Source organism: Roseateles sp. (assembly GCF_965229315.1).
In the GTDB taxonomy this organism is placed as follows: Bacteria; Pseudomonadota; Gammaproteobacteria; order Burkholderiales; family Burkholderiaceae_C; genus Pelomonas.
The window spans coordinates 140,167-154,652 of sequence record NZ_CBDDJA010000002.1 but is presented as its reverse complement, the minus strand read 5'-3'; the positions used below and the strand labels follow the sequence as shown (position 1 = coordinate 154,652).

General features: G+C 65.8%; 12 protein-coding genes and 1 tRNA gene. 7 read left to right on the top strand and 6 right to left on the bottom strand.

The annotated features are described in order from the left end of the window. Positions 1-2: 2 nt before the first annotated feature. Positions 3-497 carry a hypothetical protein gene (locus ACO07H_RS05430; RefSeq protein WP_422011937.1) on the bottom strand — a complete coding sequence of 165 codons (495 nt, stop codon included), beginning with the start codon at positions 495-497 and terminating at the stop codon, positions 3-5. Between the two features lie 167 nt (positions 498-664). Between ACO07H_RS05430 and ACO07H_RS05425 the strand changes: the two genes are divergently transcribed. Beyond that, positions 665-2,419, top strand: coding sequence for an ABC transporter ATP-binding protein/permease (locus ACO07H_RS05425; RefSeq protein WP_422011935.1), 1,755 nt, complete (start codon positions 665-667; stop codon positions 2,417-2,419). Between the two features lie 64 nt (positions 2,420-2,483). On the opposite strand, the gene ACO07H_RS05420 is transcribed toward ACO07H_RS05425, so the two are convergent. From ACO07H_RS05420 to ACO07H_RS05410, 3 genes are all read right to left on the bottom strand, one after another. Then, entirely contained in the window at positions 2,484-2,984 is a 501-nt protein-coding gene (locus ACO07H_RS05420; protein ID WP_422011933.1) for a DUF7482 domain-containing protein, read from the bottom strand. A 203-nt stretch (positions 2,985-3,187) separates the two neighbouring features. Continuing rightward, complete coding sequence (locus tag ACO07H_RS05415; protein WP_422011931.1) at positions 3,188-3,349, bottom strand: hypothetical protein; 162 nt, start codon at positions 3,347-3,349, stop codon at positions 3,188-3,190. A gap of 23 nt (positions 3,350-3,372) precedes the next feature. After that, complete coding sequence (locus ACO07H_RS05410) at positions 3,373-4,290, bottom strand: serine hydrolase domain-containing protein (RefSeq protein WP_422011929.1); 918 nt, start codon at positions 4,288-4,290, stop codon at positions 3,373-3,375. 448 nt (positions 4,291-4,738) lie between these two features. Between ACO07H_RS05410 and ACO07H_RS05405 the strand changes: the two genes are divergently transcribed. Next, a complete protein-coding gene (locus ACO07H_RS05405) occupies positions 4,739-5,155 on the top strand; it encodes a hypothetical protein (protein WP_422011927.1) in 417 nt (138 codons plus the stop codon). A 795-nt stretch (positions 5,156-5,950) separates the two neighbouring features. Beyond that, positions 5,951-8,371: a hypothetical protein gene (locus tag ACO07H_RS05400; protein WP_422011925.1), complete on the top strand. Its 2,421-nt coding sequence runs from the start codon at positions 5,951-5,953 to the stop codon at positions 8,369-8,371. Between the two features lie 472 nt (positions 8,372-8,843). Here ACO07H_RS05400 and ACO07H_RS05395 read toward each other — a convergent pair. Continuing rightward, positions 8,844-8,920, bottom strand: a tRNA-Ile gene (locus ACO07H_RS05395). Between the two features lie 202 nt (positions 8,921-9,122). On the opposite strand from ACO07H_RS05395, the gene ACO07H_RS05390 reads away from it, so the two are divergent. Continuing rightward, positions 9,123-9,722 carry a type IV toxin-antitoxin system AbiEi family antitoxin domain-containing protein gene (locus ACO07H_RS05390; protein ID WP_422011923.1) on the top strand — a complete coding sequence of 200 codons (600 nt, stop codon included), beginning with the start codon at positions 9,123-9,125 and terminating at the stop codon, positions 9,720-9,722. Between the two features lie 113 nt (positions 9,723-9,835). Here the strand turns inward: ACO07H_RS05390 and hrcA are convergent, their stop codons facing one another. Continuing rightward, positions 9,836-10,843, bottom strand: coding sequence for a heat-inducible transcriptional repressor HrcA (hrcA, locus tag ACO07H_RS05385; RefSeq protein WP_422011921.1), 1,008 nt, complete (start codon positions 10,841-10,843; stop codon positions 9,836-9,838). A gap of 121 nt (positions 10,844-10,964) precedes the next feature. On the opposite strand from hrcA, the gene ACO07H_RS05380 reads away from it, so the two are divergent. From ACO07H_RS05380 to rapZ, 3 genes are read left to right on the top strand one after another with little or no spacing between them, the layout of a single operon-like run. After that, positions 10,965-11,831 (top strand): NAD kinase, encoded by an 867-nt coding sequence (locus ACO07H_RS05380; protein ID WP_422011919.1) that lies wholly within the window; start codon positions 10,965-10,967, stop codon positions 11,829-11,831. A gap of 2 nt (positions 11,832-11,833) precedes the next feature. After that, positions 11,834-13,558 carry a DNA repair protein RecN gene (recN, locus tag ACO07H_RS05375; RefSeq protein WP_422011917.1) on the top strand — a complete coding sequence of 575 codons (1,725 nt, stop codon included), beginning with the start codon at positions 11,834-11,836 and terminating at the stop codon, positions 13,556-13,558. Then, on the top strand, positions 13,555-14,466 hold the full coding sequence (rapZ, locus tag ACO07H_RS05370; protein ID WP_422011915.1) for an RNase adapter RapZ: 912 nt from the start codon (positions 13,555-13,557) through the stop codon (positions 14,464-14,466). The genes recN and rapZ overlap by 4 nt, the downstream gene beginning before the upstream one ends. Positions 14,467-14,486: the final 20 nt, after the last annotated feature.

Below are 14,486 nucleotides of genomic sequence, written 5' to 3'. Positions count from 1 at the left end.
ACTCAATGCGAATGGGTTGCCGCGGCAGATGCCTGCTCGGCCAGGGCGCCGGGCGCCAGGTGCAGGCGCAGCCAGGACACGCGGCCGGTGTCGTCCTCGGCCGGGCCGTAGTCGAGCCGGCCCGTCAGCATGACCGGCCCGGGCTGGTGGGCGACGAAGCGCTCGCGCTGCGACTCGGGCAGCAGCACGGTGACGGTGGCTGCCGGCAGGTCGTCGGCGTCGCCGTCGGCATGCTCGGACATGGCCACCGGGCGCGGCGTCAACAGGAAGCGGCCGGCCTGCGGCAGCTCGCGCTGCACCATGAACCCCACCAGGCGCACGTCGCGACCGCGGGCAGCCAGCAGCGCGGCCGATGGCTCCAGGCCGCGCGGGCCGATGGGCTGGGCGAAGAAGTCGGCAAAGCGCAACTCGACAGGCGCGGCGGGCTGGGCCGCCGTCTGTGCCGAAGCGGGCAACGCGATCAGCACCGCCACGACCAACAGGTAAAGAAGTCTCATGCGGTCCACGCCAGCAAAGCCGGCATGGTCGCGTCACCGTGTGTCAGAACTGTGACGGGCTGTGCGGGTCACGCCGGCCGGCGACGCAGCCGCGGCGCGTCGTCCGACAGTGCAGCGGCCGGCGCGGACCTAGCCTTGTCGGCGTCAACGACCCCACAAGAGCCCCCGTGACCCCACCCGCTGCAGACACCGACTCCTCCTGGGGTCGCTTCCTCGTCGTCGCCCGTCCGTACTGGGCGGGTGACCGGCGCCTCGTCGCCTGGGCCTGGCTGGCGGGCCTGATCGTGCTGATGCTGTTGGACACGCAGTTCGCCGTGCTCATCAACGAGAAGACCGGCGAGCTGACCTCGGCGCTCGCGGGGCGCGACGAAGACCGCTTCTGGACCGCCGTGCGCGGCATGCTGTGGGTGGTGGGCTTCGCGGTGCCGGTGTACGCGCTGTACTACGCCTCGCGCGACGCCTACGCCAACGACTGGCGCCGCTGGCTCACGCGGCGCTTCCTGGATGCCTACCTCGGCGACCGCGCCTACTTCCGCCTGGCCGGCGTGGACAACCCCGACCAGCGCATCGCCGACGACGTCAACACCTTCACCAGCCGCTCGCTGAACTTCCTGCTGATCCTGCTCGGCTCGCTGATGCAGCTGGTGGCCTTCAGCACGGTGCTGTGGGGCCTGTCCAAGATGCTGGTGGGCTTCCTCGTCGTCTATGCGCTGCTGGGCACGGGCCTGTCCATGCTGCTGTTCGGCCGGCCGCTGATCCGGCTGAACTTCTGGCAGCTCAAGCGCGAGGCGGACTTCCGCTTCCGCCTGATGCGGCTGCGCGAGAACGCCGAGTCCATCGCCTTCTACCGCGGCGAGCAGCAGGAGCGCCACCAGCTCGACCAGCGCCTGCGCGCCGCGCTGCTGAACACCAAGAAGCTGATCCGCATGCAGTTCATGCTGAACCTGTTCCAGCGCTCGTTCAGCCAACTGAGCCTGCTGGTGCCCTTCGTCGTGCTGGCCGGCCAGGTGCTGGCAGGCGAGCTGGAGGTGGGCCGGGCCGTGCAGGCGGGCGGCGCGTTCGCGGCGGTGCTCAGCGCCGTGTCGCTGATCGTCGACAACTTCGAGAGCCTGTCGCGCTTCGTCGCCGGCATCGACCGGCTGCACGTGATGGCCGCGGCGCTGAAGACGGCGCCGGCCGAAGGCGGCATCGCGCGCAATGCCGCGCAGGACCTGAAGCTCTCAGGCGTGACGGTCAAGGCGCCGGACAGCGAGCGCGTGCTGGTGGAGAACCTGTCGCTGACGCTGGCGGCCGGCGAGTCGCTGCTCATCACCGGGGCCAGCGGCTGCGGCAAGAGCTCGCTGCTGCGCGCCATCGCCGGGCTGTGGACGCAGGGCAGCGGCACCATCGACCACCCGCCGCAGGAGGATGTGTTCTTCCTGCCCCAGCGCCCCTACCTGCAGACCGGTACGCTGCGTAGCCAGCTCATCTACCCGAGCACCCAGTCCAAGCTGGACGACGACGCGCTGCTGAAGGTGCTGGACGAAGTGCAGCTGCGCCACCTGGCCGACAGCGACGGCGGCCTTGACCGCAGCGAGGACTGGGAGAAGCTGCTCAGCGGCGGCGAGCAGCAGCGACTGGCGTTCGCGCGGCTGCTGGTGCAGGCGCCCAAGGTGGCCATCCTGGACGAAGCCACCAGCGCGCTGGACGACGCCAACCAGCGGCGCCTGTACGAGCGGCTGCGCGAGCGCGGCACCACGTTGATCAGCATCGCCCACCGCGCGGCCGTCGCCAGCTTCCACCGCCGCGTGCTCAAGCTGACCGGGGGCGGACGCTGGGAGCTGGGCAAGACGCCGGCCCCGACGGACACGGTCGCGAGCATGGCGGACACGCCCGCCATCACGCCCGCCATCACGCCGCCGACCGGCGTGCAGAGCCCCTGAACAACCGCCGTCCGTTCAGCGCTGGCGCTTTCGGCAGTCGCCCCGCCCCGTCAAACGGCTGACCTCAGCGAGCGCCCTGCAGCGTGGCGCCGCCGGCCCGCACGACGGGCCAGTTGGCGACGATCTTCGTGCGCGTCAGCTCCACCTCGCCCTTGTCCTGCGCGGCCAGCACGGCTTCCTCGGACTTGAGCGTGTACGGCGTGACGCCCGGGCGCCAGCGCACCATCACCAGCACCCACAGCGGGCTGTAGGTCGGGTCGGCGTTGCTGCCGCCGACCGGACGCGGGATGGACGGCAGCACGGCCGCCTGCTCCTCGTTCGGGAACTTGTAGGCACGCTCCACCGGCCCGCCGGTCTTCAGCGTGTCGGCCAGCGCGGGCACGAAGTTGATGCCCTGCTTCCTGGCGATGCCGGCGTCGGAAATGTCGGTGCTGACGTAGTGGACGATCTGGCCCTCGAACCAGGCCTCCTTCACCGGCAGCGTGATCTCGGCGGCATGGGCGGCAGTCGCCGCCCCCAGCAGCACGAAGGCACCGAACATGCGGGAAAAGCGATCCGTGGGCATAGCGGCGTCCTGTCGGTAGCGGAGCGCCGATTCTTGCGATGCACCGCTGCAGGGCAAGTGAAAAATGCGCGGACACGGGCCGCTCGATGCAGCGTTACAAGGCGCGCGGCCGTCCGGATCGCGCGCCCACGCTGCTGAGCCCGCTCAGCCCAGCCCGCAACAGCCAGGCGCTGCCAGCTTCGGAGACCGGCGCGACGGCTTCGTCAGGGAGTGGGGTCGTAGCTGGCCTCCATCAGCGCGTCCGCCAGACGGCCGAGCGCTTGATGGTCGAAGCTGGCGTTGGTCATGACGATGACGGTGTGCCCGTCCTCGGCCACGCGGCGGGCCACCGTGCGGTAGCCGGCGTTGCTGCCGTCGTCCCACACCGCTTCGCGTTCGCGGCCCGCGATCAGGACCGTGCGCGTGCGGCGCCCAGCGCGTAGTGCTGCCTGGGCATGCTCACCGTCGTCAACGCGCGGCGGGAGGCCGGCTGCAGCACCCGGTCGCTGCCGAACACGGCGTCCATCAACTGCAGCAGGTCACCCGCCGACGTGTAGAAGCCGCCGGCCATGGCCATGTACCGGGGCAGCAGGCTCTCCTTGACCACCGGCGCCGGTGCGAGGGCCGCGTAGCTGGCCGCAAGATGCGCCGGCTTGATGGCCGCGCCGGGCAGCACACCGCTGTGCTTCAGGCCCAGCGGGCGGACCAGGAGGTCGTCCACCAGCCGCGCGTAGTCACGGCCCGTTGCGCGCTCGACGACCGCCTTGACGAGAATCCAGTTGGAATGCGAGTAGTCCCAGGCCGTGCCGGGCTCGAACGCCAGGTCGCCGCTGGCGTAGCGGCGCACCGCCTCCATCGGGTCGAGTTCCACGCCGCGGATCGCCGGGTCGCGCTGGCGCGCGGCGTTGATGTCGTTCGGCACGCCGCTCGAATGGCTCATCAGCGTGCGCAGCGTGAGCTTGGCGCCGCTGTCGGCGCGGTAGTCGGGCAGGTAGCGCGTGATGGGCGCGTCGAGGTTCAGCGTGCCTTGGTCCACCAGGCGCAGCACCACGATGGCCGCGACGCGCTTGGAGATCGACCCGACCTCGAACAGGCTGTCCGGCGCCATCACGACGCGCGCCTCGGCATCCGCCACGCCGCGCGCCTGCAGCGCCACCACCTTCGCCCCGACACCCACCAGCGCCACGCCATTGAAGCCGTCCGATGCCACGGCGCGGTCGATGATCGCCTGGTAGTTGTCCTGCGCGATGGCGAGCCGGCTGCAGGACAGGGCGACCAGGAGGAGGAAGAAGCGGGAGAGGCGCGAGATGCTGGAGAGGGGGCGCATGCGTGGTCCTGTCAGGCGGGGAGCTGGGCCGCTCGCTCAATGCCTGCACTCTAAGAAACCTCCGCCTGCTGCGCGGCACTGCTGCGACGAGTTGCAGCGATGCTGGCGCGGATAGCGGGAAGAGGCAACCGGGTGGGAGTGCAAGACGGGCCTTTGGCGCGATTGCGATGGCTCGACCTGCAGTGCTACATTGGTCGCGCCCCGGCACCGTCGGGGCCGGGTTTGGAAGCCCGCAAACACAAGGCGCGCGGCCGCCTACAAGCGGCCTTTTTTGCGCGTCAGCACGCCTCGTTGCCGGGGTGTGCTCGCTCGACCGCTTTACGGCGGTCCGGGCGGGGAGGTCTTCGGGCCTGCCGGTTCCTTGTGTCCGGTCTTCCAACCTCGTTTCGGGCTGCCACCATTGTTTGGAAGCAGTGACGGCAGCCTTGTCCACACACAAGGAGCCGTCATGGCTGGATCAAGCACCCCATCCGCGCCCGCAGAGGGCGCGAAGCACTCCCCCGAAACGCCGAAGACTTGGCAGCGCAAGTTCTGCGCGATGCCAGATGGCCAGAACGGCATTCGCGCCGACTTCGACGAGGACGAACCGCCCGCAGTCATCTTCAATGACCAGGCGCTACCCAGCGCGTTGGTCAGTTGGGCGTGGTCGGAATTGATGGCCTTGAACTCACTGCTCGACGCCATCACCGAGAGGGCACATCACAGCCTTGGCGATCCCGACATTGCCGGCGCGGTCCAGGCGACGCTGGTGCCTGTCATCAATGCGCTGAGGTTTTCGGAGGAGCGAGTGTGTGAGTTGCGAATCGAAACCGCAGAACGCCGAGCACGACACGAGAAGAAAACTCGGCTCGCGCGCGGGAGGTAACTCTCGTGCGGGTCACTTCGGATGAGCTGACGGCCTCCAGCGCGAGTAGCGGTCGAGCCGTTATAGCGGCTCACTCGACCGCGCGGCAGCCAAACGCGGCTGTGATCAGACTCAGGCATCCTGGGTTCAGGAGCCACTCAAAATGCGGTGGCCTACCCTGCCCCTGCCTCACCGTCTGATCGCCCAGCCTGTGCCTATCTAGTGGCAGCCCTGCTTGCCGCCTGGACCGCCGCCACGCGGGGAGGGGGAGCATTCAAAGGATAGAGCCCCACAAGCGGAAACCGCCCGGGTACCCTTCTTTCAGCGCAAACCCGGAATTAGGGATAAGAATTTCCAGGCAGGATGCCCCCACCACACGGCAACTCTGAACATCATGTCCGTCAAGTTTGAAGTCACCAAGGAGCCTGCCGAAGAAGTCAGGATCGCTTGCATCAAATGCGCCGGAAGGACGGTTGCGTCCTTCTGCCGTCACTTACCGCAGCCGCATGACCGGCGGCCATGCAGCGATTGCAGACGGCCGCGGACGTATTAATGCCGCAGCAATGCGCTCAGAGCAGCACAGTCAAATGTTGTTGGTAGCTCGCCGGAAAGCCGTGTCTCGCCTTTTGAGCTGAGTCTGAGCGAGAGGTGTCGCTGCGGATCGTGCCTCAATAGGCTTTGCCCGCATGCATTCAGGACGCTGCCCCGGGCGCGCGTCATGACACTCGAACATGTTCTATTCTCCGGGCGACCGCCCTCTGTCCTGCGCGACGTGAGGGAATGCGCGGTGAGGCCTTTGCGCAAGAAGGACAGCGGATGAATGACTCGACATCAAAGCCGAACCGTAGGCCCATACTAGGTGTTAAGAAGGCAACAGGGGCCGAAAAGGCGGCGCCCGCGCCCGCGCCAGCCATTAAGACAGCCCCGTTGAAGCCTTCGTATGTGGCGACCGAGCCCGACTCGACTGACGAGAAACCGAAGGCTAGTCCAGGCGACGGAGGCGTTGCGAGACCGTCCGCGAAGGTCACTTGGCAGGAACTAGAAGCAATCGTACGGTCTGGCGCGGAGGCTAAGTTCGGTGCGCGAGCGAGGGCGGAGACCATTGCTGGCGTCAAGTGCGACTGCGTAATCGATCTCCATAACGGAAGCGTCGTGCTTGTTGAGATCAGCAAGGAGAACACGCTAGAGAAGCTGAGAACTGACCTCGCGAAGTTCAACGTCCTCCGTCCCCATTTCTTCGGGAAGGGAATATTTCCGAGGTGCTATTTCATAACGCTTGATGAACCGACCGAATCGTTGATTGAGTCGGGCAAGGCGAACTTCGTTGATGTGCAGTCGATTCTGCAGTTCCTGAATTATCTCTTTGGAACACTTACGTATAGCACCATTCGCCAAACGAAGCCATTTGGTTCGGCAGTTGATATCTACTCCGGACAACCAGATCAAACAAAGTACGTAAAGGTTAATTACTTCGACGAGGCTGGAAACGCATTTAGTACGGAGCGAATTGCACAAGAGCTGCTTAACAATAGAACGATTGTGCTGATTGGAGATTACGGAGCGGGTAAGAGTCGGTGCGTTAAGGAACTCTTTGAGTTACTACAATCGCAGCAAAAGACAAATTACAGACACACCGTCGCAATAAATCTCAGAGACAACTGGGGACTGAAGCGGGCGTCTGAAATTATTACGCGCCACTTCACTGACATTGGATTGGAGAACCAGGTTTCCGACGCGCTTAAGGTTGCGTACTCTCCGTCTGCGATCTATCTGCTCGACGGGTTTGATGAGATTGGAGCACAAACCTGGAGTGACGATCCGACGAAACTCGTCGCAATTAGAAGACAGTCGCTGGTTGGCGTAAAAGACCTCATCGACAAGGCGCGAGGCGGAGTCTTGGTGACTGGTAGGGAGCACTACTTCAACAATGATGCAGAGTTGCTTACCTGTTTAGGATTGGATAAGAAGAATCCGCTCTTCTTGCGATGCAACCAAGAACTCTCTGCAGTCCAGTTCGCAGAAATGATAGGGCGAGAGTCCCCGGAGTTCCCCGATTGGATGCCAAAGAAGCCCCTCATAGCAAGCATAATTAGAGATATCGATCAGCATGTATTTGATCCAATACTCAAGACGGCATCAGGGCAAATCGACTTCTGGAATCTTCTCATTGATTCGTTCTGCGAGCGCGAAGCCAATATTAATGCGATTCTGGATCAGACCATTATCAGAGAGTTGTATACAAAAATCGGGAGGCTATCCCGAACCACTCAGACGGCGCTCGGGCCTATCTCTATCAAGCAGATCAATGATGCTTTTGAGGAGACGACCGGTAGGCCGCCTACAGACGAGTCAGCGATAATCCTGCAGCGCCTCCCTGGTTTGGGAAGAATCGGCGCGGAGAGTTTGGATAGGCAGTTCGTCGACAGTTTTATCCTCGACGGATTAAAAGCTGAGGACTCAATTAGCTTGCTTGGGCAAGTTGATGGAAGCTGGCTGGATGCTGTTTGGAAGAATCCTGTAGAGGATTTTGGGGCGTTCTACATCGCTACTCGACTGACGACAAACAAGCAAGTCGGGATGGCATCATCCTTTGTGCAGAGAAATGCGGACAGAGAAAACAAGATAATTGTGTCTGACTTTCTTTCTGCCCTGTTTCGTTTGAATGAAGGTGACCTTGACCTCGGTGGAATGGTTTTCGAGGGCGGCAAATTCCATCATATTGAACTGGGCGACTCGAGAGTCCGAAATATAAGCATTCTGGATTCAGCGTTTGACTCATTGGACTTGACTGATGCGGAGCCAGTCGGTGTCAAGATTTCCGAGTCTGTTATTACCAGAATGTCGGGCGTCACCTCGCCGGAGCATTTGCCTTCATGGATTGTTGATTGTCTGATAGAAGACTTTCAGAATCTTAAGACGTTGGTCGCTATTCGAGAGGCCGGTCTGTCAGTAGCACAAACCTTTTTATTATCGAGTCTGAGGAAACTGTTCCTCCAGCCTGGATCGGGTCGGCGCGAGTCCAGCATGTACAAAGGTTATGGCGACTCGACCACGAAGCGCGTATGCGAGAAGGTCATGACACTGCTGATAAAGGAGCGCTTTTGCGGCAAAGTGAAGGGAGCTTTCGAGGCGCTGTACATTCCCGATAGAAGCTTCGCAGGTCGCGTTCGGGCAATCATGAGCCAGATGACAACGTCCAAAGATGACCTGTGGACGCAGGCTTCAAGAATCGAGTAGGGCCGACAAGTCGGGCAGGCGTCAGCAATGGATTGAGCGGAGCAGAGAGATAAGTCTCTCCACCACGCGCAGGTTCGAAGCCTACCGGTTGAGCTGAGCGGCGCGTGCAACGCCAGACTCCGCTCCCAACCTTGTGCCGTTACCGGCATCGCATGTGGGAATTGCCCGTGACGGCCTACACCTGTCAGGTGTTCCAACTTGGGCCATTAGTCAACGGTTGTGCATCTGCGCAATCGTGGCAATGAATGGTCCAGCGCCGACCAAGGCCCGCTTTGCGTGACTCCTCAAGGTTGCGGTGTTAAGCGCAACCAAGCCACGAGTCGGCGAAGCCATCTGCTCGTTCGCACCACGACTTGTACGCCGCGCGCACCCCTACCCGCACGTCGCCGCACTGTTGGCTACATAGCGGCTACACGCGCCACCAGCCGCCCTTCAACTGGAACGGAATCTCACTGTAAATAATTGATTTTATTGGTAGGCCGTATTGGACTTGAACCAATGACCAAAGGATTATGAGTCCTCTGCTCTGACCAACTGAGCTAACGGCCCCCGGGAGAGGAGGCGCGGATTCTAGTCAGTGCGAGCGAGGCATGCGCGTCTGCACGCCGCCATGGGTCGGAGCGAGGATGGCCAGCGCGCCCCCCGCTCGCCCTGCCGCAGGGCTAACGATCTGAAAGGTCGCAAGCGCCCTCGTTCATTGAAATCCGCATCACTTGAAAACAAGTAATGCGAATATTAAACTTCCGCCCGCATGAACCAGTCCGACCACATCCTCGAACTGGCCCGGCACCGGCGCGTGCTGCGGGCGGCGGATGTGCGCAAGCAAGGTTGGTCGCCGCAGCTTCTGCTGCAGCTTCACCGGGCCGGCAAGCTGCAACGGCTCGCACGTGGCCTGTACGGGCTGCCCGACGCCGAAGTGACCGAACACCAGACGCTGATCGAGGTGTGCCAGCGCGTGCCCAAGGCCGTGCTGTGCCTGCTGAGCGCGCTGCAGTTCCACGAGATCGGCACGCAACTGACTCATGACGTCTGGGTCGCGCTGCCGGAGGCGACGCAGACGCCGGCACCGGGCTACCCGGCGCTGCGGGTCACTCGCCTGCGTGGCGCCGCGTACAGCGAGGGCATTCAGACGCTGACCGAGCACGGCGCGCCCATCCGCGTATACAGCCCCGCCAAGACGGTGACGGACTGCTTCAAGTTCAGGAACAAGATCGGCCTGGACGTGGCGCTGGAGGCGCTCAAGGATGCCTGGCGCAGCCGCAAGGTCACGATGGCCGAGCTGAGCCACTTTGCCCGGATCAACCGCGTCGAAAGTGTCATGCAGCCCTACCTTGAGGCGGTGACTCAGTGACCGGCAACCTGGCCACCTGGCGCCCGGAATCCTTGCGCTGGGTTTGAGGCACAACGCTGGCGGTTTGTGCCCAGGAGTCGCGGATGCCAGTCAGCGCGGGCCGCGCGCCGCGCTCAGCGCTGCGACAGCGCCTGCCCCACCATCCGCGACGTGATGTCCACGATCTGGATCATGCGGTCGTAGGCCATGCGCGTGGGACCGATGACGCCCAGCGTGCCCACCACCTGGCCGTCGACCTCGTAGGGTGCCGAGACGATGGACAGTTCCTCGTAGGGCACGACCTGGCTCTCGCCGCCGATGTAGATGCGCACGCCCTCGGCGCGGCTGGAGGTGTCGAGCAGGCGCATGAGCTGGGTCTTCTGCTCGAACAGGTCAAACAGGCGGCGCAGTGACCCCATGTCATGGCTGAAGTCCTGAACGGTCAGGAGGTTGCGCTCGCCGGAGACGATGACCTGGTCGTCCTCCTGCGTCATGGCGTCGGTGCCGGCCTGCACGGCCGCGCTCATCAGGCCGGCAATCTCGCCGCGCAGTTCGTCCACCTCGTGGCGCAGGCGCTCGCGCACGGCTTCGAGCGTGAGGCCGGCGTAGTTGGCGTTCAGGCGGTTGCTGGCTTCGGCCAGCTCGGCCTGGGTCAGGTCTTGCGCGGTGAAGATGACGCGGTTCTGCACGTCGCCGTCGGGCGACACGAGGATGACCAGCACGCGCCGTTCGCCCAGGCGCAGGAACTCGATGTGGTGGAAGACGCTGGGCTTCTTGGGCGACGTGACGACGCCGACGAAGCTCGACAGGTTGGACAGCATCTGCGCCGCGCTGGCGATGACGCGCTGCGGCTGGTCGGGCTGCAGCCGCGCGGTCTCGACGCCGATCAGGCCGGGCTGCGCCGTCAGCATGGTGTCGACGAACAGGCGGTAGCCGCGCGCCGTCGGGATGCGGCCGGCGCTGGTGTGCGGGCTGGCGATGAGGCCCAGTTCTTCCAGGTCGGCCATCACGTTGCGGATGGTGGCGGGGCTGAGTTCCAGGCCCGAGGCCTTGGAGAGCGTGCGCGAGCCCACCGGCTGGCCATCGGCGATGTAACGCTCAACCAGGGTTTTCAGCAGGGATTTGGATCGCTCGTCGAGCATGGGGCGATCTTATGTCGTGCGTGCCGGGCGGACCGGCGCTGCGGGCGGGCCTTGCGATGCACGGCAAAACAGCCCCGGTTTGCCCCATGAGCGCCAGGACCCCTGTGGTGTAATTTGTCGCATGGCCGAGCGCTTCAAACATGTCGCCATCGTGGGCAAACATCAGGCGCCTGGCATCCGGCCGGTGCTGGAGGAGATTGCCCAGTTTTTGTGCAGCCAGGGGCTGGATGTCTCGCTGGAAGCCGGCACCGCGCAGAACACCGGCCTGACCGGCTACGACGCGCTCTCCCACGACGAACTGGGCCGCGCCTGCGACTTGGCGGTGGTCGTCGGCGGCGACGGCACGATGCTGGGCTTTGCGCGCGAGATGGCCCGCCACGGCATCCCGCTGGTGGGCATCAACCAGGGGCGGCTGGGCTTCATCACCGACATCCCCATCGAGCGCTGGCGCGAATCTCTGGCGCCCATCCTGGCCGGCGACTACGAGGTGGAGCCGCGCGCGATGCTGGAAGGCGCCGTGTGGCGCGACGGCGAGTCCATCTTCTCGGGCCTGGCGCTCAACGACGTCGTCGTCAGCCGGGGCGGAACGTCGGGCATGGTGGAACTCAAGATCGACGTGGGCGACCAGTTCGTCGCCAACATGCGGGCCGACGGCATCATCGTGGCCTCGCCCACCGGCTCCACCGCCTATGCGCTGTCGGCGGGCGGCCCCATCATGCATCCGAGCATCGCCGGCTGGCTGCTGGCGCCCATCGCCCCGCACACGTTGTCCAACCGGCCCATCGTGCTGCCCGACAGCGGCGAGGTGCGCATGGAGATCCTCGCCGGCCGCGACGCGTCGGTGAACTTCGACATGCAAAGCCTGGCCAGCCTGCTGCATGGCGACACCATCACCGTGCGGCGCAGCCAGCACCAGGTCCGCTTCCTGCACCCGCAAGGCTGGAGCTATTACGCGACGCTGCGTCGCAAGCTTCGCTGGTACCTCTGATCATGCTCAGGCATCTGTCCCTCAAAGACTTCGTCATCGTCCCGTCGCTCGAACTCGACTTCGAGCCCGGCTTCGCGGTGCTGACCGGCGAGACCGGCGCCGGCAAGTCCATCCTGATCGACGCGCTGCAGCTCGCACTGGGCGGCCGCGGCGACGCGGGCGTGGTGCGCGAGGGCGCGGCCAAGGCCGAGATCACGGCCGAGTTCGACACGCCGGCGCAGGTGCGCCCCTGGCTGGACGACGCGGGGTTCGATGCCGACGACTCGCTGCTGCTGCGCCGCGTCATCGACGCCGCCGGCAAGAGCCGCGCGTGGATCAACGGCGGTGCGGCCACGGCCACGCAGCTGCGCGAGCTGGCCGACCACCTGCTGGACATCCACGGCCAGCACGCCTGGCAAGGCCTGACCCGCCCGGCCGCCGTGCGCGAGCTGCTGGACGGTTTTGCCGGCCTGGACACCGCATCGCTGGCCCGCGCGCATGCCGCGTGGAAGCAGGCCGCCGAAGCGCTGGAGAAGGCGCAAGGCCTGCAGGTCGAGGCGCTGCGCGAGCGCGAGCGGCTGGCCTGGCAGATCGGCGAGCTGGACGGCCTGGCGCCCGTCGAGGGCGAGTGGCCCGAGCTGAACGCCGAGCACGAGCGGCTGTCGCACGGCCAGTCGCTGCTGGACGCGGCGCGCTCGGCGCTCGACGCGCTGGACGAGGCCGAGCCCAGCGCGCAGTCGCTGGCGTCCGGTGCGCTGGACCAGCTGGAGCGCGTGCTGGACCACGACGCCCGGCTGCTGCCCGCCGTGCAGGCGCTGCGCGACGTGCAGGCCCAGTTGCAGGACGCCAGCCACACCCTGGCCGCCTACCTGCACAAGACCGACCTGGACCCGTCGCGCATGGCCGAGCTGGACGAGCGCGTGTCGGCCTGGGTGACACTGGCGCGCCGCTACCGCCGCCAGCCGCAGGACCTGCCGGCGCTGCTGGCGCAGTGGCGCGCGGAGCTGGCCGCGCTCGACGCCGCCAGCAACCCCGAGCAGCTCGAAGCGGCACTGGCCGCCGCGCGCAAGGCCTTCGACACCGAGGCCAGGGCCGCCACCCGCGCCCGCAAGGACGCCGCGCCCCGGCTCGCCGCTGCCGTCACCGCGGCGATGCAGCAGCTCGGCATGGCCGGCGGCCGCTTCGACATCGCGCTGCTGCCCACCGACGCGCCGCAGAGCTACGGGCTGGAGTCCGCCGAGTTCCTGGTCGCCGGCCATGCCGGCAGCACGCCGCGGCCGCTGGCCAAGGTGGCGTCGGGCGGCGAGCTGTCGCGCATCTCGCTGGCCATCGCCGTGACGACCAGCCAGAACGCGGCCGACCACGCGCCGGGCACGCTGATCTTCGACGAGATCGATGTCGGCATCGGCGGCGCCGTGGCCGAGACCGTAGGCCGCCTGATGAAGCAGCTGGGCCATCCGTCGGACCAACAGCGCCAGGTGCTGGCCGTGACGCACCTGCCGCAGGTGGCCGCCTGCGCGGACCACCACCTCGTCGTCGCCAAGGCGCTGCAGGGCGGCAGCACGGTCAGCTCGGTCAGCGCCGTGACGGGCGAGGCCCGCGTGGCCGAGGTCGCGCGCATGCTGGGCGGCGAGCGGCTGTCGTCCACCAGCCTGGCGCATGCGCAGGAGATGCTGGACGCGTCCACCACCGCGGCCACGGCAGAAGCGGCAACCACGGCGGCCAAGCCGCGCAAGGCCCGGTCATGACGACCGCCGAACTGCAGGGTGACGTGGTGCTGCTGACCGGCATGTCCGGCGGCGGCAAGTCGGTGGCCATGCATGCGCTGGAGGACGCCGGCTACTTCTGTGTCGACAACCTGCCCGCCGAGCTGCTGCTGGACTTCCTGACGCTGGAGCAGCAGCGCGGCGAGCGGCGCGTGGCCATCGCGGTGGACGTGCGCTCGGCCGGCTCGCTGCCCTTGCTGCTGCCGCTGCTCAAGGAGCTGCGCGCCAAGGGCGTGGCCGTGCGGTCGTTCTTCCTGGACGCCAACGACGACGCGCTGATGCGGCGCTTCTCCGAGACGCGCCGTCCGCACCCGCTGCGCGAAGACCGCGACACCAGTTTCGGTTCGCTGGACGGCACCGCCGAGGACAGCCACCGCCTGCTGCTGGACGCCATCAAGCTGGAGCGCGAGCTGCTGGGCGGGCTGAAGGCCGAGTCCACCGTCATCGACACCAGCCAGTTGCGCCCCGCGCAGCTGCGCGCCTGGCTGTCGGGGCTGGTGGGCCCCAACGCCGGCACCAAGCTGACGCTGGTGTTCGAGAGCTTCGCGTTCAAGCACGGCGTGCCCAGCGATGCGGACTTCGTCTTCGACGTGCGCGTGCTGCCCAACCCCTACTACGACCGCGAGCTGCGGCCGCTGACCGGGCGCGACGCGCCGGTGGCCGCCTACCTCGCGGCGCAGCCCGAGGTCGGGCTGATGATGGGCCAGATCGCCGGCTTCCTGTCGCGCTGGCTGCCCAACTTCGCGGCCGACCAGCGCAGCTACCTGACGGTCGCCATCGGCTGCACGGGCGGCCAGCACCGCTCGGTCTACCTCGTCGAGATGCTGGCCCGGCAGTTCAGCCACCATGGCCACGTGCTGAAGCGCCACCGCGAGTTGGATGCACGCTGATCAGAATCATTGTTCTAGAC

Bases quoted from the DNA above. Each gene is read 5' to 3' on its own strand.
- ACO07H_RS05430 (WP_422011937.1), bottom strand. From the start codon at position 497: ATGAGACTTCTTTACCTGTTGGTCGTGGCGGTGCTGATCGCGTTGCCC.
- rapZ (WP_422011915.1), top strand. From the start codon at position 13,555: ATGACGACCGCCGAACTGCAGGGTGACGTGGTGCTGCTGACCGGCATG.
- ACO07H_RS05380 (WP_422011919.1), top strand. From the start codon at position 10,965: ATGGCCGAGCGCTTCAAACATGTCGCCATCGTGGGCAAACATCAGGCG.
- ACO07H_RS05410 (WP_422011929.1), bottom strand. From the start codon at position 4,290: ATGCGCCCCCTCTCCAGCATCTCGCGCCTCTCCCGCTTCTTCCTCCTC.
- ACO07H_RS05400 (WP_422011925.1), top strand. From the start codon at position 5,951: ATGAATGACTCGACATCAAAGCCGAACCGTAGGCCCATACTAGGTGTT.
- recN (WP_422011917.1), top strand. From the start codon at position 11,834: ATGCTCAGGCATCTGTCCCTCAAAGACTTCGTCATCGTCCCGTCGCTC.
- ACO07H_RS05405 (WP_422011927.1), top strand. From the start codon at position 4,739: ATGGCTGGATCAAGCACCCCATCCGCGCCCGCAGAGGGCGCGAAGCAC.
- ACO07H_RS05390 (WP_422011923.1), top strand. From the start codon at position 9,123: ATGAACCAGTCCGACCACATCCTCGAACTGGCCCGGCACCGGCGCGTG.
- ACO07H_RS05420 (WP_422011933.1), bottom strand. From the start codon at position 2,984: ATGCCCACGGATCGCTTTTCCCGCATGTTCGGTGCCTTCGTGCTGCTG.
- hrcA (WP_422011921.1), bottom strand. From the start codon at position 10,843: ATGCTCGACGAGCGATCCAAATCCCTGCTGAAAACCCTGGTTGAGCGT.